This is a genomic window from Nocardia asteroides, from assembly GCF_021183625.1.
Classification (GTDB): domain Bacteria; phylum Actinomycetota; class Actinomycetes; order Mycobacteriales; family Mycobacteriaceae; genus Nocardia; species Nocardia asteroides_A.
Genome location: NZ_CP089214.1, coordinates 1,514,188 through 1,533,762, shown reverse-complemented (window position 1 = coordinate 1,533,762; position 19,575 = coordinate 1,514,188). Strand labels below are relative to the sequence as shown.

The following is a 19,575-nucleotide window of genomic DNA, read 5'->3' as shown; positions in this document are numbered from 1 at the left end:
GCCTGAGCAGAACGCCCGGTACGGATCGTGCAGCGGAACTGAAAGAATCCGGAAGAACAGCTTGGTTGTTTGCCGGATTTCCGCTGTGCACCATCGCATCCATGTCATCCCACAGATTCCGGCGAGCGGGCACGCTGCTCGCCGCCGTCGCGCTCGTCGCCGCCGCGCTCAGCGGCTGCGCGGCCTCGGGCACCAGGGTCGCCGCCGGCGACGACGGCGGCACCCCGGTGCCGGGCGGCACCTTGCGCTTCGCGGTGCTCGACGCACCGGCCAACCTGGACCCGCACTCCGGCAGCTCCTACCCGGAGTCGCTGATCACCAGCAACACCGCGGACAAGCTGACCTACCAGAACCCGGAGACCGGCGAGATCGAGCCGTGGCTCGCCCGCTCCTGGGAGATCGATCCCACCCTGAAGCAGTTCACCTTCAGGCTGCGCGACGACGTCACCTTCAACGACGGCAGCAAGTTCGACGCCACCTCGGTGAAGGAGAACTTCGACCTGCTCGGGCGCGGCAACAGGGAGCTCGGCGTCGTCCCGGTGACGGCGTACTGGGTGGGCTACGTCAACACCGAGGTCGTCGACCCGTACACCGCCAAGGTGATCTTCGACCGGCCGAGCGCGGGCTTCCTCCAGGCGCTCTCGCACTACTTCTCCGGCATCGTCGGCCACTCGACGCTGCAACTGCCGAGGGAGCAGCGGGCGCTGGCGCAGAACATCGTCACCACCGGCCCGTTCACCGTCTCCGAGCACATCTACCAGCAGCGCACCGTGCTGAAGAAGCGCCCCGGGTACAACTGGGCGCCCGCGAGCCGCAAGCACAACGGCGAGGCGTACCTGGACACCGTCGAGATCGCCGTCATCCCGGAGGCGGGGGTGCGCACCGGCGCGCTGCGCGCCGGCCAGGTGGACGCCATCCTCGACGTGAACAACACCGACGAGGCACCGCTGGCGAACGAGGGCTACCGGATCGTGCCGCAGCTCATCCCCGGCCGCGACATCGCGCTCGACCTCAAGACCGACCTCTTCCCGACCAACGAGCTCGCCGTCCGGCAGGCGATCAAGCTCGGCTGGAACCGGGACGCGCTGGCCAAGACGGTGCTCACCCCGAGCTACGCGCTCTCCAGCTCGGTCGTCTCCGAGCGGGTGCCCGGTTACACCGACTTCTCCGCGCAGCTGAAGCAGGACCGCACGCGGGCCGAGCAGATCCTGGACGACGCCGGCTGGCGCAAGGGCGACGACGGCATCCGGGTCAAGGACGGCAAGCGGCTGGAGCTGCAGCTCCTCGGCATCAACAACCTGGTGAACAACAAGCCCGCCTACGAGCTGATCCAGCAGGACCTGCGCAAGATCGGCATCGACCTGCGGCTGAACGTGCTGCCGATCCCGGACTACACCGCCGCCGCGACCCAGCAGCAGAAGTGGAACGTGCAGGCCTTCAACACCAGCCGCGGCGACATCGCGGTGCTGGAGCAGACCTACTCGCCGCAGTACAACAACGCCGCCAAGCTCGGCCCGGACAACCCCGCGCACGCGAAGGCGATCGAGGTGCTGAGCGCGCTCAGCGGCACCCTGGACCGGGACGCGCGGGACAGAGCCGCCGAGGCGGCGCAGCGCTTCCTGCTGGAGGAGCAGGTGCTCACCGTCCCGGTGTACAACCCGGCCCAGGTGACAGCGGCGGCCCCGGAGGTGCACAGCGTGGGATACGAGGCGCAGTCGCGCAACGTCTTCTACGACACCTGGATCGAGCAGGGGTAGTGGCCGTGCTCAGGTACCTGGCGGCGAAGGTCGCGCAGGCGGTGTTCGTGGTGTGGGGCGCCTACACGGTGACCTTCGTGCTGCTCTACGTCCTGCCCTACGACGCGGTCGACCTGCTCTTCGACCCGAACGAGAGCGAGATGATCTCCGCGGCGGACAAGGCGAACGCGCGCGAGTACTACGGCCTCGACGGGCACCTCGCCGGCCAGTACCTGACCAGGCTGCTCGACGCCGCGCAGGGCGACTTCGGGGTCTCCACCCGCAGCGGCGAGCCGGTCTGGCCGCTGCTGCTCTCGGTGCTGCCGCAGACCGCGGTGCTCTCCGGGCTCGCGCTGCTGCTGGCGGTGCTGCTCGCCTTCGCGATCGCGCTCACCGCGGCATCGACCCGGAGCAGGCGGCTGGCGAACTTCATCACCACGCTGCCCGCGGCCGGTGTCTCGGTGCCGGTGTTCCTGGTCGGGCTGGCGCTGCTGCAGGTCTTCTCGTTCCAGCTGGGCTGGTTCCCGCCGATCGGCAACGGCGGGCTGGACACCCTGATCCTGCCCGCGGTGACGCTGGCCGTCCCGGTCGCGGCGCCGATCGCGCAGCTGCTGGTGAACAACCTGGAGGAGGGGCTGCGCGCCGGGTACGTGACGGTGGCGGTGGCCAAGGGAAGCACCCGCTGGCGGGTGCTCACCAGGGACGTGCTGATCAATGCCGGCCTGCCCGCGCTCACCATCGCCGGGGTGACCTTCGGGAACCTGCTGGCGGGCACCGTGATCGTGGAGACCGTGTTCTCCCGCTCCGGGCTCGGCCGGCTCACCGAGACCGCGGTGCGCACCCAGGACGTCCCGCTGGTGCAGGCGGTGGTGGTCTTCGCCGCGCTGGTCTTCGTGCTGGTGAACCTGGCGGTCGACCTGATCTACCCGGTGCTGGACCCGCGGCTGCGGGCCCGCTTCGCGGTCGGCGCCGCCCCGGCGGAGAAGGCCGCGACCGCGGCCGACAGGGAGGACTGAACGATGGCGGTATCCGACCTTCCCGCCCCGGCCTTCGCGCCGCCGCGGATCCCGGGCGCGGTGCGCCGGGCGGCGCGCGCCGCGGTGGCCGCGCCCGGCCTCGCGCTGGCCTGGCTGATCGTGCTGGTGGTGCTGGCCTGGGCCGTCGCGCCCTCCTGGTTCACCGCGCACGACCCGAACGAGGGCGACTCCGACGCCAGCTTCCTCGGGCCGAGCCTCGCGCACCCGTTCGGCACCGACCGGCTCGGCCGCGACCTGCTGGCCCGCGCCATCCACGGCACCGGGACCACGGTGAGCGCGACGCTGCTCGCGGTCGCCATCGGCTTCGTGCTCGGTGCGCTGGTCGGGCTGTTCAGCGGCTTCGTCGGGGGCCGGGTGGACGCGATCGTCATGCGCTTCGTCGACATCCTGCTCGCCATCCCCGGGCTGCTGCTCGCCATGACCGTGGTCACCGCGCTCGGCTACGGCACCGTCAATATCGCGATGGCCGTCGGCATCTCGGCGGTGGCCGCGTTCGCCAGGGTGATGCGCTCGGCGGTGCTCAAGGTGACCGACACCGACTTCGTGGAGGCCGCCTACGGCTCCGGCGCCGGGTTCGGCCGGGTGGTGTTCCGGCACGTGCTGCCGAACTCGCTCTCCCCGGTGCTGGCGCTGGCCGCGCTGGAGTGCGGGTCGGCGGTGCTCGCCGTCGCGGCGCTCGGTTTCCTCGGCTACGGCGCCCCGCCACCGCAGCCGGAGTGGGGGCTCGCGGTGGCCGAGGGCCGCGACTACCTCGCCACCTACCCGTGGATCTCGATCCTGCCCGGGGTGCTCATCGCGGTGGTCGTGTTGTCCACCAACCGGATCGGCCGTTCGTTGGGAGAGCAGAAGTGACAGTCCATGATCAGCCCCTGCTGCGCGTCGCGGACCTGGCGGTGGAGTACGCGACCCCCGGTCGCGGTGCGCCGGTGCGCGCGGTGAGCGGGGTCTCGCTCACCGTGCGGCCGGGCGAATTCGTCTCCGTGGTCGGTGAATCCGGGTCGGGCAAGAGCACGACCGTGCACGCCGCGCTGCGGCTGCTCCCCGGCACCGCCACCGTGCGGGCGCGGGCACTCGAACTCGGCGGAGCGGAGATCTCCGGCTGGGGTGATCGCAGGCTGAGCACGCTGCGCGGGCCGTTCGCCGGGTTCGTGCCGCAGGATCCGGGGACCTCGCTGAACCCGGTCAAGCGGGTCGGGGTGCAGGTGGCCGAGGCGATCCGGCTGCACCGGAAGGTGAGCGCCGCCGAGGCACGGCGGATCGCGCTGGCCAAGCTGGAGCTGGCCGGGCTGCGCGAGCCGGAGCAGATCTACCCGCGCTACCAGCACGAACTCTCCGGCGGGATGAAGCAGCGGGTGCTGATCGCGATCGCGCTGGCCAACGACCCGAAGCTGCTCGTCGCCGACGAGCCGACCTCGGCGCTCGACGTCACGGTGCAGAAGCGGATCCTGGACCACCTCTCGGCGCTGCGCGGCGAGCTCGGGTTGGGCGTGCTGCTGGTGACGCACGATCTCGGCGTCGCCGCGGAGCGCTCGGACCGGCTCATCGTCATGCAGCGCGGGCGGGTGGTCGAGGAGGGGCCGGTGCGCGAGATCCTCGCCGCGCCGCGCGAGGAGTACACCCGCGCCCTCATCGCCGCCGCCCCCGCGGCGCACCGCGGGCGGTTGGAGCCGCAGGGGCCGGGCCGGACCGACCGGCTCGAGCCTGCCGGGGCCGGGCGCACCGGGGCCGAGCCGGCCGTCATCGTGCGGCCGGGCCGCCGGACAGCGGACGGCGGTCACACCGCGCCGCCGCTCACGAAGGTCACTGCGGCGGAGCGGGACTCCCGCGCGCTGCTGGAGGCCCGAAACCTGGCGAAAGCGTTCGGCGCGCTCCGGGCGGTGGACGAGGTGGCGCTGAGCGTGCGGGCCGGATCGACGCACGCCCTGGTGGGCGAGTCCGGCGCGGGCAAGTCCACCGTGGCCAGGATCGTGGTCGGCCACGGCACCGCCGACTCCGGCGAACTGCGCTTCGACGGCGCCCCGGTGCCGATCACCGGCCGGGCCGGGCTCGCCCGGCGCCGCCCGCGCGAGCTGCGCCGGGAGATCCAGTTCGTGCACCAGAATCCGTTCGGCTCGCTCGACCCCGGCTACACCGTCGAGCGCATCGTGTCGGAGCCGCTGCAGGCGTTCGGCATCGAGTCCGACCGGCGCCGCCGCCGCGAGCGCGCCGCCGAGCTGCTCGACGCCGTCGCACTGGCGCCCGAGCACCTGCGGCGCCGCCCGGCCGAGCTCTCCGGCGGCCAGCGGCAGCGGGTCGCGCTGGCCCGCGCGCTGGCGGCCGGGCCGCGGCTGCTGGTCCTGGACGAGGCGGTCTCCGCGCTCGACGTCTCGGTGCAGGCGCAGATCCTGCGGCTGCTGGTCGAGCTGCAGGCGGCGCAGGGGCTCACGTACCTGTTCATCACGCACGACCTCGGCGTGGTCCGGCTGATCGCCGACGACGTCTCGGTGCTGCGCGCGGGCCGGGTGGTGGAGTCCGGCGCCGTGGCCGGGGTCTTCGAGCGCCCCGAGCAGGAGTACACCCGCACCCTGCTGGCGGCGGTGCCCGGGGAGCGGGCGGTGCCGATCGCGGTCTGACCCTGGAGCCGGGCTGCACAGAATCGCCCTGATCGTAAGGATTTTCTGAACCGTCGCCGGACCGGAGACTGAATTCCGACGCCAGCGAAACGAGGGTTCCATGTACGACATCCGGCGGCTGATCCTGCTGCGCGACCTCTCCGAGCGCGCCACTATGACGGCGGTTTCGGAGCTGCACGGGATCACCACCTCCGCGGTCTCGCAGCAGCTCCGGATCCTGGAGGACGAGGTGGGAACCGTGCTCACCCGCCGCGAGGGCCGGGTGCTCCGGCTGACCTACGCGGGCCGGGTGCTGGTCGACCACACGTCGCGGATCATCGCGGCGCTGGAGGAGGCCGAGTCGGCGGTGGCCGCCACCGCGGAGAAGGTGACCGGGGTGCTCACCCTGGCCACCTTCCGCACCGCGCAGACCCGGCTCGCGCTGCCCGCGGCGGCCCGGCTGATGGCCGAGTACCCGGGGCTCAAGGTCCGGGTGGTGGATCTCATGCCGGTCGAGTCGGTGCCCGCGGTGCGGCGCCAGGAGGTCGATCTGGCCATCACCTACGCCTACTCGTTCGGGACCAAGGACCTGCCGCTCGGGCTCACCTCGGAGTTCCTCTACAGCGACCCGCTGGTCCTGCTCGCCCCCACCGGCCTGCGCGAACAGGCCCGCAAGCACGGTCTCGGCGCGGTGCGGGACGCGGACTGGATCGCCGCGCGGGACGGCGCGCCCTCGATCGCGTCGGTGATGTTCGCCTGCCGGGAGGCCGGTTTCGCGCCCCGGATCCAGCATCGCAGCGGCAGCTTCACCGCCATGGCGGAGATGGTGGCGCACGGCCTCGGGGTGGCGATCGTGCCGGAGATGTCGGTGTCTCCCGAGCATCGCTCGCTGGTCGCCTGCCCGATCGTGGAGAGCACCCGCCGGATCGGGGTCACCTACCGGCAGGCCTCGGCCGAGCGGCCCGCGGTGGCCGCCGCCATCCGCACCCTGCGCACGGTGGCGATGCCGAGCCGGCTCGCCTCCTGACCCCTCGCCGCCCGACCCGCCTGCCCCGGGCAGAACGGGAATTCCGTTGTGCCCATTCGCAACTCGGTCGAGAAAAACTGAACGATTGTCGTAGAGCCGCTGCCTTGTTCGTGGAACGGATGACTTCCGATACTGGCGGCACTCGTCTCCGTACCCGCCGACCAGACGGAAGCCCATGACTCGATCACTGCACGTGAACATCTCGCTGCTGACGCCAGGCCACTTCCGCGGCGCCTGGCGGCTGCCGGGCAACGACCCGCGCGCCTTCGTGGACGCCGAGCACTTCCGCCGGCTCATCCAGCTCGCCGAGTCCGCCGCGCTGCACGCCGTCTTCGTCGGCGACAGCCCGGCGATCGCCCCCGATATCGCCAACGCGCCCGGGCTCGGCCTCGACCCGGTGGTCATGCTGGCCGACGCCGCAGCGAGCACCACGCACATCGGCGTGATCGCCACCGCCTCCACCACCTTCGAGCAGCCCTGGTCGCTGGCCAGGCGCTACCTCAGCCTCGACCACCTGACCGGCGGCCGGGCGGGCTGGAACGTGGTGACGACGCAGCAGGCCGCCGCGGCCGCCAACTTCGGCTTCGACGAGCACCCGGACAAGGAGCTGCGCTACCGGCGGGCGGCGGAGTTCGTCGAGGTGGTGACGGCACTGTGGGACGGCTGGGAGCCGGACGCCCTGCTCGGCGACCCCGCGGGCAGCTTCGCCGCCCCCGAGCGCATCCACCCGCCCGCGCACCGCGGCGAATTCTTCGCGGTGGCGGGCGCGCTGCCGCTGCCGCGCTCGCCGCAGGGCAGGCCGCTGGTGGTGCAGGCGGGCGCCTCGCCCGGCGGCAAGCGGCTCGCCGGGCGCACCGCCGACCTGGTCTTCGCCGCCGCGCAGATCCCCGAGCTGGCCCGCGCGCTGCGCACCGAACTCCGCGGCCACGCCGCCGACGCCGGGCGCGACCCGGAGTCGATCCGGGTCTCCACCGGGCTGGTGGTGGTGATCGGCGGCACCGAGGCCGAGGCGAAGGAGCGCGAAGCCGAGCTGCGGCAGACCATTCCGGTGCGGCCCGCGCTGGAGCAGCTCGCCGCCCAGCTCGGGCTGCCCGCGGGCTCGCTGGAGCCGGAGACCGTGCTCACCCCGGAGACCGTCGGCGAGGCGGCGGCGCGCTCGGCCGGGTTCGGCGCGGGCACGCTGGCGCTGCTGCGGCAGCGGCCGCACACCGCGCTGGAGCTGGTGCACCGCTTCGCCGGTGGGGCCGGGCACCGGCTGGTGGTCGGCACGCCGGAGCAGGTGGCGGCCGGGATCGCGGAGTGGTTCGAGTCCGGCGCCACCGACGGCTTCACCGTCATGCCCGGCGACGTCGGCGCCGATTTCCCCGCCTTCGTCGAGCACGTGGTGCCGGAGCTGGTGCGGATCGGCGTCTACCGCGGCGAGTACGCGCACGAGACCCTGCGCGGCAACCTCGGGTTGCCCGCGCCCGAGACGACAACCGCCGGAGTGTGAGATGAGCACCGCGATCATCGATGTCGCGACCCCGCACGGCCTGGACGAGGCCGCCTTCGCCGCCGCGCTGGCCCGGATCGCCGAGCTGGCCCCCGGGCACGACGCCGCCGGCCGCTTCCCGGCCGCCGCCTTCGAGCTGCTCCGCCCCACCGGCGTGCTGGCGTTGACCGTCCCGGTGGAGCTGGGCGGGCTGGGGAAGGGGATCGCCGAGGCGGTCGAGGTGATCGAGCGGATCGGCGCCGCCGACCCGTCGGTCGGGCTGATCCTGCAGTGGAACTACGTCAACCACCTGGCGCTGCGGCACCCGGACAACCCGTGGCCGCGCGCGCTCGCCGAGCAGGTGCTGCGCAGCGCCGCCACCGACGGCACCCTGATCAACGGCGTCAACGTGGAGCGCGAGCTGGGCAGCCTCTCCCGCGGCGGGCTGCCCGCCACCACCGCGACCCGGCTGGCCTCCGGCGACTGGCGGATCGACGGCGAGAAGGCGTACGCCACCGGCATCTCCGGGCTGAGCTGGTTCACCGTCACCGCCAGCACCGCCGAGCCGGAGCCGAAGATCGCCACCTTCCTGCTGGACCGCTCGGCGCGGGACTGGGAGGTGCTGCCGACCTGGAACCACCTCGGGCTGCGCGCCTCCGACACCCAGTCGGTGCTGTTCTCCGGCACCGTCGTGCCGCACGCTCGCTTAGTCGACCTGCGCGACCCGAAGGGCAGGCCGCTGCCGCGGCCGGGCAGGCAGGCGCTGCCGCTGCTGCTCGCCGCGAACTACAACGGCGTCGCCATCGCCACCAGGGACTGGCTGGTGCGCTACCTGCACACCAGGGTGCCGACCGCGCTCGGCGCCCCGCTGGCCACCGTCCCGCGCTTCCACGACCGGGTCGGCGAGATCGAGGCCGCCATCCAGACCAGCCGGGCGCTGCTCCGGCAGGGCGTGGCGGCGCTGGTCGCGGGGGAGCGGTCGCCGCTGTTCGGGCTGGCCAAGCACGTCGCCACCGCGACCGCCATCCGGGTCACCGAGTCGGCGCTCGACCTGACCGGCAACCCCGGCCTCGACCGGCGGAACCCGCTGGAGCGGCACCACCGGGACGCCATGGTCGGGCGCATCCACACCCCGCAGAGCGATGCGGTGCTCGCCCAGCTCGGCCGCGACGCCATCGCGCTCGGCAGGCCGGAGGAGCTGTCGTGAGCCACCGCGAGGTCCACCTCAACGTCAACATCCTGAACGCGGGCGTCTTCGGCGGCTCCTGGCGGTTCCCCGGCGCCGAGCCGGCGGCGAGCCTCGGGCTGGAGCACTACCTGCGGATCGCGAAGCGCGCCGAGGAGGCCACCTTCGACGCGATCTTCCTCGCCGACGGCCCCGGGATCAGGGACGACCTGCGCTACCGGCCGTTCAACGGGCTGGAGCCGTCGGTGATCCTGGCCGCTGTGGCGGCCGCGACCGAGCGGGTCGGGCTGATCGCCACGCTCTCCTCCAGCTACAACGACCCGTACGACGTCGCGCGGCGCTTCGCCACGCTCGACCTGCTCAGCGGCGGGCGCGGCGGCTGGAACGTGGTGACCACCGCGGGGGCGGGCCCGGCGCGCAACTTCGGGCTGGACGCCGAGCCCGCGCACGCCGAGCGGTATCGGCGCGCGGCGGAGTTCGTGGAGGTGGTGCGGGCGCTCTGGAACAGCTGGGAGCCGGACGCGCTGATCGGCGACAAGGCCGCGCATCGCTTCGCCGACCCGGCTCGGATCCACCCGGTGCAGCACACCGGGGAGTTCCTCGACGTGGCCGGGCCGCTGAACGTCCCGCGCAGCCCGCAGGGCGAGCCGGTGGTCGTGCAGGCGGGCGCCTCCAGCGACGGCCGCGCGCTGGCCGCGCGGATCGGCGAGGTGATCTTCACCGCCGCGCAGACCGCGGACGAGGCGGGGGAGTACTACCGCGACGTCAAGGCGCGGGCCGCCGCGTACGGCAGGCGGCCCGAGCACGTGCTGATCCTGCCCGGGCTCTCCACCGTGATCGGCTCCACCGAGGCGGAGGCGGAGCGGCGCAGGCAGCTGCTCGCCGAGCTGGTGCCGCCGGAGTACGCGCTGAACCGGCTCGCCGAGCAGCTCGGGGTCGACCGCGAGGCGCTGGTCCCGGAGGCACCGCTGCCCTGGCACCTGCTCGCGGACCCGGACGAGGCCGGGGGGTCGCAGACCTTCTACCGGATCGCGCTCGGGTTGGCGCGGCGGGAGAGCCTGACCGTGCGGCAGCTGCTGCACCGGCTCGGGGGCGGGGCCGGGCACCGGATCGTCACCGGCACGCCGGAGCAGGTGGCGGACGCCATCGTGGACTGGGTGGATCGCGGGATCGCCGACGGGTTCAACCTCATGCCGGACGTGCTGCCCGGCGGTTTCGACGACTTCGTGGACGGGGTCGTCCCGATCCTGCGCCGGCGCGGAGTCTTCCGCCGCGAGTACACCGGCACCACCCTCCGCGACCACCTCGGCCTGCCGAAACCCGAGTACGTGCGGCCCGGCGCGATCGCGGCGGCCGCCGCGGAAGGAGCGGCCTGACCATGGCACGCACCCTCTCGTTCTTCGTGAACGTCGGCAGCGCCGGCTACCACCCGGCCGCCTGGCTGGACCCGGCGCTCGCCCCGGACGCCTTCATCGACCTCGCGCACTACCGGCGGGTCGCGGAGGTCGCCGAGCGCGGCGCGCTCGACGGCCTGCTGCTCCCGGACATCCCGGTGCAGCAGCCCGGCATCGCCCGCGGCCCGGCCGCCACCCTGGACCCCGTGCTGGTCACCGCCGCGCTCGCGGTGAGCACCGAGCGCATCGGCCTGGTCCCCACCGCGAGCACCACCCTGAATCGCCCGTACAACCTGGCCCGCCGCATCCTCTCGCTGGACCACGCGAGCCACGGCCGGGCGGGCTGGAACGCCGTCACCACCTTCGAGCCGCGCGCCGCCGCCAACTTCGGGCTCCGCGAACTGCCGGACCGCGACGAGCGGTACCGCCGCGCGGCGGAGTACCTCGGCGTCGTCACCGGGCTGTGGGACAGCTGGGAGGAGGACGCGGTCGTCGGCGACCAGGAATCCGGCGTCTTCGCCGACCCGGCGAAGGTGCACGCGCTGAACCACGTCGGCGAGTTCTACTCCGTGGCGGGCCCGCTGAACGTCGTCCGCTCACCCCAGGGCCGCCCGGTGCTGGTGCAGGCGGGCGCCTCCCCGCAGGGCCGCGCCTTCGCCGCCGCGCACGCCGAGGTGATCTACACCAGCCAGCTGAGCCTCTCCGGTGTGCGCGAGTTCAGCGCCGAGCTGCGCGCCGCGGCCGCCGCGCACGGCCGTACCCCGGAGGCGCTCCGGATCCTGCCCGGGCTGGTCCCGGTCGTCGGCTCCACCGAGGCCGAGGCGCGCGGCCGCTTCGACGCGCTGCAGAACCGGCTGCACCCGGACAGCACGCCGGTGCGCACGCTGGCCCAGTGGCTCGGCTACCCGGATGCCGAGCTCGAGCTGGACGCCCCGCTCCCCGAGCGCTACACCGTGCTGCCCGCGACCAGGGTCGGCCCGGAGGGCTTCTTCACCGCGCTCACCCGCTACGCCGCCGAGACCGGATACACCGTGCGCGAACTGCTCACCCACGTCCTCGGCGGGCACCGCGTGGTGATCGGCACCCCGAAGACCGTCGCCGACCACATCGAGCTGTGGTTCCGCAACGGCGGCATCGACGGCTTCACCGTCATCCCCGCCGTCCTCCCCGCCTCGCTGGCCGACTTCGTCGACGAGGTGGTGCCCGAGCTGCGCCGCCGCGGCCTCTTCCGGCGCGGCTACGAGGGCGCCACGCTCCGCGAGCACCTCGGCCTGCCGGTGCCCGCGAACTCGTACCGGACCGTTTCCCCGATCGGAAGGTGATCCATGACCCACCGCTACCTCGGCCGCACCGGAGTGCTGGTCAGCCCGCTCACACTCGGCGCCATGAACTTCGGCGCCTGGGCGAACAAGGACCACGACGAGGCGATCCGGATCGTGCACAGGGCACTCGATTCCGGCATCAACGTCGTCGACACCGCCGACGTCTACTCGCAGGGCGAGAACGAGGAGATCGTCGGAAAGGCGCTGCTCGGCCGCCGGGACGAGGTGGTGCTGGCCAGCAAGTTCCACGGCCAGATCGGCACCGACCCGAACACCAGGGGCAACTCCAGGCGCTGGATCATCCGTGCCGTGGAGGACAGCCTGCGCCGGTTGCGGACCGACCACCTCGACCTCTACCAGGTGCACCGCCCCGACCCGGCGGTGCCGCTGGAGGAGACGCTGCGCGCCCTCGACGACCTGGTGCGCGCGGGCAAGATCCGCTACTCCGGGACGACGACCTTCGAGCCGCACCAGCTGGTCGAGGCGCAGTGGGTGGCGCAGGACCGCAACCTGCACGCCCCGGTGAGCGAGCAGCCGCCGTACTCCATCCTGGCCCGGGGCGCGGAGAAGGGCACGTTGCCGATCGCGCAGAAGTACGGCCTCGGCGTGCTCACCTGGAGCCCGCTGGCAGGCGGCTGGCTCTCCGGGCGCTATCGAGCGGGTGAGACCGCGCCGGATTCGACCCGGCTGCACCGCCAGCCGCACCGGCACGACCCGGAGCTCGTCGCCAACCAGCGCAAGCGCGCCGCCGCCGAGGAGCTGGCCAAGCTCGCCGACGACGCCGGGCTCACCCTGGTGCACCTGGCGCTCGCCTTCGTGCTGCAGCACCCGGCGGTGAGCAGCGTGATCATCGGCCCGCGCACCGAGGAGCACCTGCTCGGCCAGCTCGGCGCTGTCGACGTCCGGCTCGACGTTGAGCTGCTCGACCGGATCGACGCCATCGTCGCCCCCGGCACCACCCTCAGCCCCGCCGACGAGGGCTACCTGCCGCCCTCGCTCACCGATGCGGTGACCCGTCGCGGCACCCGCAGCACCATGGGAGCCCGCCGATGAGCCTGAACGACCTCCGCACCCTCGGCCGCACCGGCGTCGAGGTCAGCCCGTACGCACTGGGCACCATGAACTTCGGCCCGCGCGGCAACAACAGCCACGAGGACTCCATCGCGATCATCCACCGCGCGCTGGACGCCGGGATCAACATCGTGGACACCGCCGACACCTACTCGCGCGGCGAGTCCGAGGTCATCGTCGGCAAGGCGCTGCGGGGCCGCCGCGACGACATCGTGCTGGCCACCAAGTTCCACAACGCCGTCGACGAGGACCCCACGCACCGCGGCAACTCCCGGCGCTGGATCGCCCGCGCGGTCGAGGAGAGCCTGCGCCGGTTGCACACCGACCACATCGACCTCTACCAGGTGCACCGCCCGGAACGGGTGACCGATCTCGAGGAGACCGTCGGCGCCCTGGACGACCTGGTGCGCGCGGGCAAGATCCGCTACTACGGCACCTCGGTGTACTCGCCGGGCGAGCTGCTCGAGGCGCAGTGGATCGCGGACCGGCGCAAGCTGAACCGCCCGGCCTCGGAACAGGTTCCGTACTCGCTGCTGGTGCGCGGGATCGAGCGGGAGACGCTGCCGATCGCCGGGAAGTACGGGCTCGGCGTGCTCTCCTACGGCCCGCTCGCCGCGGGCTGGCTCTCCGGGAAGTACCGGGTCGGCGCGGCGCAGCCGGACTCGCACCGCGCCGACCTCATCCCCGGCCGCTTCGACGTGGACAACCCGGCCAATGCCGCCAAGCTCGCCGCCGCGGACGCGCTCGCGGCGCTGGCCGAGGAGGCCGGGCTGACGCTGGTGCAGCTGGCGGTCGGCTTCGTGCTGGCGCACCCGGACATCAGCGCCACAATCATCGGCCCGCGCACCGGCGAGCACCTGGACGGCTACCTGGCCGCCGCGGACACGGTGCTGAGCGACGACATCCTGGACCGGATCGACGAGATCGTCGCGCCGGGAACCATTTTCCACGAGCGCGACACCGGCATCATCGCCCCCGCGCTCGCCGACCCCGCGCTGCGCCGGAGCGCCGCGTGAGCACGCTCTTCTCGCACAACCCGGCCGCGTACAAGGCGCGGGCGCTGGGGAATCTGCGGGTGAACGGGGAGCCGCTGCCGGTGGCCGGCCACTTCTGAGAAGAAGGGGGCGGCGGGCTTCGTCGAAACGAAGCCCGCCGCACCGGATCGGGGTCACCGCAGCCCTCGGGACTCACCGGATCCTTCTGCACTCGATCCGAGCGCCGGTTATGACTATAGGGCAGGCTTACCTAAGTCTGCAAGACCTTCGTTCGGCGCGGTCCGGCGGTGGTGTAAAGGTGGACCCATGAGCGCATCTGACACCGGCTTCTCCCTGGCCGACCTGACCCCGGAGGCGATGAACGAGGCCGACAGGGGGTACTTCACCGACTTCATCGGCTTGCGCTACACCGAGATCACGCCGGACCGGGTGCGCGCCGAGTGGAGCGTCACCCCGAACCTGCACCAGCCGGCCGGGATCCAGAACGGCGGCGTCTACTGCACCGTGGTGGAGACGCTCGCCAGCGTCGCGGGCGGGGTCTGGTTCGGGGAGCGCGGCACCGTCGTCGGGGTGAACAACAACACCGACTTCCTGCGCGCGGTGCGCGAGGGGCTGCTGCGCGGCGAGGCGACGCCGATTCACCGCGGCCGCTCGCAGCAGCTGTGGGTGGTGGTGATCACCGACGAGCAGGACCGGGTGGTCGCGCGCGGGCAGGTCAGGCTGCAGAACCTGGCCGGCTGAGCTTGCCGGGCGGCCGGGGTTCGGCCGTGCCAGAATGACCGTTCACGCACCCGACCGGTCAGGAGCCCCGATGCGTCTGTCGCCGCACGAGCAGGAGCGGCTGCTGCTGAGCTACGCGGCCGAGCTGGCCCGCCGCAGGCAGGCCCGCGGGCTCCGGCTCAACCACCCGGAGGCGATCGCGCTGATCTCCGACCACGTGCTGGAGGGCGCCCGCGACGGCCGCACCGTCGCCGAGCTGATGTCCTCGGGCCGCACCGTGCTCGGCCGCGCCGACGTCATGGACGGCGTGCCGGAGATGATCCACGACGTCCAGGTGGAGGCCACCTTCCCGGACGGCACCAAGCTGGTCACCGTGCACCGGCCGATCGGATGAGCGGCGTGATCCCCGGCGAGTACTTCTGCGCCGACGGCAGCATCGAGCTGAACGCAGGCGCCCCGCGCATCGAGCTCTCCGTGCTGAACGCGGGCGACCGCCCGGTCCAGGTCGGCAGCCACGTGCACTTCCCGCAGGCCAACGCCGCGCTGGAGTTCGACCGCGCAGCCGCGCACGGGCACCGCCTCGACATCCCGGCCGGCACCGCCGTCCGCTTCGAACCCGGGCTGCCGCAGCGGGTCTCGCTGGTTCCGCTCGGCGGCACCCGCGAGGTGTACGGCATCGGCCTGAATCCCCCCGGACCCCTGGACGGCCCCCGATGAGCGAACTCAGCCGCGAGCGCTACGCGCAGCTCTTCGGCCCCACCACCGGCGACCGCATCCGGCTCGCCGACACCGACCTGCTCATCGAGATCACCGACGACCTGAGCGGCGGCCCCGGCCGGGCCGGCGACGAGGCGGTCTTCGGCGGCGGCAAGGTGCTGCGCGAGTCCATGGGGCAGTCGCGCGCCACCCGCGCCGACGGCGCGCCGGACACCGTGATCACCGGTGTCGTCGTGGTGGACCACTGGGGCATCGTCAAGGCCGACGTCGGGATCACGGACGGCCGGATCGTCGCGCTCGGCAAGGCGGGCAACCCGGACACCATGAGCGGCGTGCACCCGGACCTGGTGGTCGGGCCGAGCACCGAGATCATCGCGGGCAACGGCCGCATCCTCACCGCGGGCGCCATCGACTGCCACGTCCACTTCATCTGTCCGCAGCTGCTGCCGGAGGCGCTCGGCGGCGGCATCACCACGCTGATCGGCGGCGGCACCGGCCCGGCCGAGGGCAGCAAGGCCACCACCGTCACCCCGGGCGCCTGGCACCTGGCCCGGATGCTGGAGGCCACCGACTCCTGGCCGGTGAACGTCGTGCTGCTCGGCAAGGGCAACACGGTGAGCGCCGAGGCCATGTGGGAGCAGCTGCGCGCCGGGGCGGCCGGCTTCAAGCTGCACGAGGACTGGGGCTCCACCCCGGCCGCCATCGACGCCTGCCTGCGCGTCGCCGACGCCTCGGGGGCGCAGGTCGCGCTGCACTCGGACACCCTGAACGAGGCCGGGTTCGTCGAGGACACGCTGGCCGCCATCGCCGGGCGCGGCATCCACGCCTACCACACCGAGGGCGCGGGCGGCGGGCACGCGCCGGACATCATCACCGTCGCCTCGCACCCGAACGTGCTGCCAAGCTCCACCAACCCCACCCGCCCGCACACCGTCAACACCCTGGACGAACACCTGGACATGCTCATGGTGTGCCACCACCTGAGCCCGTCCATCCCGGAGGACCTGGCCTTCGCGGAGAGCCGGATCCGGCCGTCCACCATCGCCGCCGAGGACCTGCTGCACGACCTCGGCGCCATCTCCATGATCGGCAGCGACTCGCAGGCCATGGGGCGGATCGGCGAGGTGGTCATGCGCACCTGGCAGACCGCGCACGTCATGAAGCGCCGCCGCGGCGCGCTGCCCGGCGACGGCGCCGCCGACAACTTGCGGGTGCGCCGCTACATCGCCAAGTACACGATCTGCCCGGCCGTCGCGCACGGCCTCGACCACGAGGTCGGCTCGGTCGAGGTGGGCAAGCTGGCCGACCTGGTGCTCTGGGAGCCCGCCTTCTTCGGCGTGCGGCCGCACGCCGTGCTCAAGGGCGGCGCGATCGCCTGGGCCGCCATGGGTGACGCCAACGCCTCCATCCCGACCCCGCAGCCGGTGCTGCCGCGCCCCATGTTCGGCGCGGCACCGCCGGTCGCCGCCGCCACCTCGCTGCACTTCGTCAGCGAGCACGCCATCACCGCCGGGCTCGCGGGGAAGATCGACGTGCGGCGCAGGCTCGTCCCCACCGCCGACGTGCGCCGCCGCGGCAAGGCCGACATGCCGCTCAACGACGCCATGCCGCACATCGAGGTCGAGCCGGACACCTTCACCGTGCGCATCGACGGCGAGGTCTGGGCCGAGGAACCGGCCACCGAACTGCCGATGGCACAGCGCTACTTCCTGTTCTGAGCCGCGGTGGCAGACTGACCCCCATGACGTCGTCGCAATGGGCCGAGGTGGACCGCTACATCGTGGACAGCCTGGTGGGGGACCGGGCGGGGGCGGCAGCGCTCGACGCCAACGCCGCCGCCGGGCTGCCCGCCATCGATGTGTCGCCGCCGCAGGCCAAGTTCCTGCACCTGCTCGCGCGCACCGCGGGGGCGCGGCGGGTGCTGGAGATCGGCACGCTCGGCGGGTACAGCACGCTGTGGCTGGCCCGGGCGGTCGGGCCATCGGGGCGGGTGGTCACTTTCGAGTTCGAGCCGAAGCATGCCGCGGTGGCGCGGGAGAACCTGGAGCGGGCCGGGGTCGCCGACCGGGTCGACATCCGGGTCGGCGCCGCGCTGGACAACCTGCCCGGGCTGGCCGACGAGGATTCCGAGCCGTTCGACTTCGTGTTCATCGACGCGGACAAGGTGAACAACTCGAACTATGTGCTCTGGGCGCTGCGGTTGACGCGGCCGGGGTCGGCGATCGTGGTCGACAATGTGGTGCGCAACGGGGGGCTCGCCGACGAGCACTCCGATGATCCCGCCGTGCAGGCGGGGCGGGAGCTGGTCGAGCTGCTCGCCGCGGAGCCGTCGCTGGACGCGACCATCGTGCAGACGGTGGGGGCGAAGGGGTGGGACGGGTTCGCCTACGCCGTGGTGAACGGGGGCTGAGCGCAGGCCGCGCGCGAGCGGAAGCGCCGCGGCCGGCGCGCGCACGAGGGCGTGCGGTATCCGTGGCCTTCCGCCCGAGCCCGTCCGGCCGTCGGCTGCTCAGGGGATCAGGACGACCTTGCCGGTGGTGCCGCGGGTTTCCAGCGCCCGGTGCGCCTGTGCCGCGTCGGCCAGCGGGAAGCGGTGGACGAGCGGCTTCCAGCGGCCTTCGCGCCAGGCGTCGATGGCGCGGGTTTCCAGGACTCGGATGTCGCCGCCGACCGGGGCGAGCATGGCGGGGCCGAGCACCACGGTCGAGGTGCGGTCGCCGCCGGGCGGGAGCAGGACCGGCGGGCCGGCCGCATCGGGTTCGGCGGACCAGCCGTAGACCACGTGGGCTCCGCCTGGGCCGAGGAGTTCCAGCGCGGCGCGGGCGACCGGGCCGCCCACCGCGTCGAACAGCACGTCCACCGGCTTTCCGAGCCGGGCCCGAACCACATCGGCCCACCGGTCGTCCAGGTAGTCCACCGCGTGGTCGGCGCCGAGCGAGCGCACCAGCTCCACCTTCGCGGCACCGCCCGCGACCCCGACCACCTCGGCGCCCGCCGCCTTCGCCGCCTGCACCAGCAGCACGCCGAGCCCGCCCGCCGCCGAGGTCACCAGGACGACCGTGCCCGGGGCGAGCGTGGCGAACTGCAAAATGCCGACGGCGGTCCGGCCCGTGCCGATCAGCGCGACCGCCTCGGCCGGATCGGCGCTTTCGGGCCGCTGCTCTGTCGCGACTTCGCCGCCGTGCGATAGCTCTGTCACGGGATCGGCGTCGCGCGGTGGCTTCGCCCGGAACCCCGGTAGCCGATGGAGCCGATCCGCCGCGACCACCGCCAGTTCGGCGTACCCGCCGGGCGCCATGCCGAGGTGCGCCACGACGGGGGCGCCCAGCCAGTCCGGGTCGACCCCAGCGCCGAGCGCGTCGACGGTCCCCGCCACCTCGCGGCCGGGGATCGTCGGCAGCTCCGGCGCGGGCATCGGCCCCGGTTTCCCCTGCCGCAGCACGGTGTCGAGCAGGTGCACCCCGGCCGCGGCGACCGCGATCCGCACCTGCCCGGGGCCGGGCTCCGGATCCGGGACCCGGTCGAGGCGCAGATTCTCGGCGGGGCCGAAGGCGTGCAGTCGGATGGCGCGCACGGGCGGAGCTCCTGTCGTCGAACGGATTCCGCTCCACCCTGCAACCTCGAGCGAGGTCGAGGTCAAGCCCGCGCGTGCAGCGCGGCGAAACCGTCGCAGAGCGCGTCCAGCCCGCTGCGCAGCACCAGGTCGTTGTCGAGGGCGTCGAGCCCGCACCCGGCGAGCCCGCCGAGCGGGTCCGGGATGTCCGCCGCGGGCTGCCCGGTGAGCAGCGCGTGCAGCGGGTTGCCCGCGCCGTCGCGCTCGCCGCTCCGGCGCACCAGCACCTCGCTGACCAGCGGCAGCGTGCAACCGGAGATGTAGTTCCACACCGAGAACGCCATCCTGGTTGCCTCCGCGGTATCCACCCCGAGCTCACCGAACCCCTCCACCAGCCAGGCCAGACATCGCAGGCTGTACGGCCCGAAGCTGTACCGCGGCATGGCGAACGCCAGCAACACCCACGGATGCCGCTGGTAGAGCGCGCGATCCACGTCGGCGGCGATGTGCACCCGCTCCCGCCAGCTCCACCGCTCGCCCGCCGGGGGCGCGGGGTAGGGGTTGCGCCGCGACACCTCGTCGGTCATCGCGGCGAGCAGCTCGTCCTTGTTCGCCACGTGCCGGTACAGCGACATCGCCCCGACGCCGAGCCGATCGGCGATCCGCCGCATGGAGAGCCCGTCCAGCCCCTCGGTGTCGGCGACGGTGATCGCGGTATCCACGATCGAGGCCCTGGACAGTTTGGTTTCGGCCAT

18 protein-coding genes are annotated in these 19,575 nt (G+C 73.2%); 16 read left to right on the top strand and 2 right to left on the bottom strand.

Annotated elements, in window-relative coordinates; genetic code table 11:
* The first annotated feature begins 101 nt into the window (after positions 1-101).
* The 16 genes from LTT61_RS07485 (at position 102) to LTT61_RS07410 (ending at position 17,677) form a co-directional block, all read left to right on the top strand.
* Positions 102-1,757, top strand: a complete 1,656-nt coding sequence (locus LTT61_RS07485; RefSeq protein ID WP_233019202.1) for an ABC transporter substrate-binding protein — start codon at positions 102-104, stop codon at positions 1,755-1,757.
* Positions 1,757-2,752 carry an ABC transporter permease gene (locus LTT61_RS07480; RefSeq protein ID WP_233019201.1) on the top strand — a complete coding sequence of 332 codons (996 nt, stop codon included), beginning with the start codon at positions 1,757-1,759 and terminating at the stop codon, positions 2,750-2,752. The genes LTT61_RS07485 and LTT61_RS07480 overlap by 1 nt, the downstream gene beginning before the upstream one ends.
* Positions 2,753-2,755: 3 nt before the next feature.
* A complete protein-coding gene (locus tag LTT61_RS07475; RefSeq protein ID WP_233019200.1) occupies positions 2,756-3,625 on the top strand; it encodes an ABC transporter permease in 870 nt (289 codons plus the stop codon).
* On the top strand, positions 3,622-5,385 hold the full coding sequence (locus LTT61_RS07470) for a dipeptide ABC transporter ATP-binding protein (RefSeq protein ID WP_233019199.1): 1,764 nt from the start codon (positions 3,622-3,624) through the stop codon (positions 5,383-5,385). The genes LTT61_RS07475 and LTT61_RS07470 overlap by 4 nt, the downstream gene beginning before the upstream one ends.
* Positions 5,386-5,485: 100 nt before the next feature.
* The gene (locus tag LTT61_RS07465) at positions 5,486-6,391 is read left to right on the top strand and encodes a LysR substrate-binding domain-containing protein (RefSeq protein WP_233019198.1); all 906 of its coding nucleotides are present in this window, start codon (positions 5,486-5,488) and stop codon (positions 6,389-6,391) included.
* Positions 6,392-6,566: 175 nt separating this feature from the next.
* Positions 6,567-7,883, top strand: a complete 1,317-nt coding sequence (locus LTT61_RS07460) for an NtaA/DmoA family FMN-dependent monooxygenase (protein ID WP_233019197.1) — start codon at positions 6,567-6,569, stop codon at positions 7,881-7,883.
* Position 7,884: 1 nt separating this feature from the next.
* Positions 7,885-9,069, top strand: coding sequence for an acyl-CoA dehydrogenase family protein (locus LTT61_RS07455; protein ID WP_233019196.1), 1,185 nt, complete (start codon positions 7,885-7,887; stop codon positions 9,067-9,069).
* Positions 9,066-10,424, top strand: a complete 1,359-nt coding sequence (locus LTT61_RS07450; RefSeq protein WP_233019195.1) for an LLM class flavin-dependent oxidoreductase — start codon at positions 9,066-9,068, stop codon at positions 10,422-10,424. Before LTT61_RS07455 ends, LTT61_RS07450 begins: the two co-directional genes overlap by 4 nt.
* A gap of 2 nt (positions 10,425-10,426) precedes the next feature.
* Positions 10,427-11,764, top strand: a complete 1,338-nt coding sequence (locus tag LTT61_RS07445) for an NtaA/DmoA family FMN-dependent monooxygenase (protein ID WP_233019194.1) — start codon at positions 10,427-10,429, stop codon at positions 11,762-11,764.
* A gap of 3 nt (positions 11,765-11,767) precedes the next feature.
* The gene (locus LTT61_RS07440; protein ID WP_233019193.1) at positions 11,768-12,817 is read left to right on the top strand and encodes an aldo/keto reductase; all 1,050 of its coding nucleotides are present in this window, start codon (positions 11,768-11,770) and stop codon (positions 12,815-12,817) included.
* Entirely contained in the window at positions 12,814-13,851 is a 1,038-nt protein-coding gene (locus LTT61_RS07435) for an aldo/keto reductase (RefSeq protein WP_233019192.1), read from the top strand. The genes LTT61_RS07440 and LTT61_RS07435 overlap by 4 nt, the downstream gene beginning before the upstream one ends.
* A 336-nt stretch (positions 13,852-14,187) precedes the next feature.
* Complete coding sequence (locus tag LTT61_RS07430) at positions 14,188-14,571, top strand: PaaI family thioesterase (RefSeq protein WP_233020905.1); 384 nt, start codon at positions 14,188-14,190, stop codon at positions 14,569-14,571.
* A gap of 70 nt (positions 14,572-14,641) precedes the next feature.
* Positions 14,642-14,944 carry an urease subunit gamma gene (locus LTT61_RS07425; protein WP_233019191.1) on the top strand — a complete coding sequence of 101 codons (303 nt, stop codon included), beginning with the start codon at positions 14,642-14,644 and terminating at the stop codon, positions 14,942-14,944.
* Between the two features lie 5 nt (positions 14,945-14,949).
* Positions 14,950-15,267, top strand: coding sequence for an urease subunit beta (locus LTT61_RS07420; protein WP_233020904.1), 318 nt, complete (start codon positions 14,950-14,952; stop codon positions 15,265-15,267).
* The gene (locus LTT61_RS07415) at positions 15,264-16,985 is read left to right on the top strand and encodes an urease subunit alpha (protein WP_233019190.1); all 1,722 of its coding nucleotides are present in this window, start codon (positions 15,264-15,266) and stop codon (positions 16,983-16,985) included. Before LTT61_RS07420 ends, LTT61_RS07415 begins: the two co-directional genes overlap by 4 nt.
* 23 nt (positions 16,986-17,008) lie before the next feature.
* On the top strand, positions 17,009-17,677 hold the full coding sequence (locus LTT61_RS07410) for an O-methyltransferase (protein ID WP_233019189.1): 669 nt from the start codon (positions 17,009-17,011) through the stop codon (positions 17,675-17,677).
* A gap of 99 nt (positions 17,678-17,776) precedes the next feature.
* Here the strand turns inward: LTT61_RS07410 and LTT61_RS07405 are convergent, their stop codons facing one another.
* On the bottom strand, positions 17,777-18,841 hold the full coding sequence (locus LTT61_RS07405) for a zinc-binding dehydrogenase (protein ID WP_233019188.1): 1,065 nt from the start codon (positions 18,839-18,841) through the stop codon (positions 17,777-17,779).
* Positions 18,842-18,903: 62 nt separating this feature from the next.
* A complete protein-coding gene (locus tag LTT61_RS07400; RefSeq protein WP_233019187.1) occupies positions 18,904-19,575 on the bottom strand; it encodes a TetR/AcrR family transcriptional regulator in 672 nt (223 codons plus the stop codon).

Bases quoted from the DNA above. Each gene is read 5' to 3' on its own strand.
- LTT61_RS07485 (WP_233019202.1), top strand. From the start codon at position 102: ATGTCATCCCACAGATTCCGGCGAGCGGGCACGCTGCTCGCCGCCGTC.
- LTT61_RS07475 (WP_233019200.1), top strand. From the start codon at position 2,756: ATGGCGGTATCCGACCTTCCCGCCCCGGCCTTCGCGCCGCCGCGGATC.
- LTT61_RS07465 (WP_233019198.1), top strand. From the start codon at position 5,486: ATGTACGACATCCGGCGGCTGATCCTGCTGCGCGACCTCTCCGAGCGC.
- LTT61_RS07460 (WP_233019197.1), top strand. From the start codon at position 6,567: ATGACTCGATCACTGCACGTGAACATCTCGCTGCTGACGCCAGGCCAC.
- LTT61_RS07455 (WP_233019196.1), top strand. From the start codon at position 7,885: ATGAGCACCGCGATCATCGATGTCGCGACCCCGCACGGCCTGGACGAG.
- LTT61_RS07445 (WP_233019194.1), top strand. From the start codon at position 10,427: ATGGCACGCACCCTCTCGTTCTTCGTGAACGTCGGCAGCGCCGGCTAC.
- LTT61_RS07440 (WP_233019193.1), top strand. From the start codon at position 11,768: ATGACCCACCGCTACCTCGGCCGCACCGGAGTGCTGGTCAGCCCGCTC.
- LTT61_RS07435 (WP_233019192.1), top strand. From the start codon at position 12,814: ATGAGCCTGAACGACCTCCGCACCCTCGGCCGCACCGGCGTCGAGGTC.
- LTT61_RS07430 (WP_233020905.1), top strand. From the start codon at position 14,188: ATGAACGAGGCCGACAGGGGGTACTTCACCGACTTCATCGGCTTGCGC.
- LTT61_RS07425 (WP_233019191.1), top strand. From the start codon at position 14,642: ATGCGTCTGTCGCCGCACGAGCAGGAGCGGCTGCTGCTGAGCTACGCG.
- LTT61_RS07415 (WP_233019190.1), top strand. From the start codon at position 15,264: ATGAGCGAACTCAGCCGCGAGCGCTACGCGCAGCTCTTCGGCCCCACC.
- LTT61_RS07410 (WP_233019189.1), top strand. From the start codon at position 17,009: ATGACGTCGTCGCAATGGGCCGAGGTGGACCGCTACATCGTGGACAGC.
- LTT61_RS07400 (WP_233019187.1), bottom strand. From the start codon at position 19,575: ATGGCCGAAACCAAACTGTCCAGGGCCTCGATCGTGGATACCGCGATC.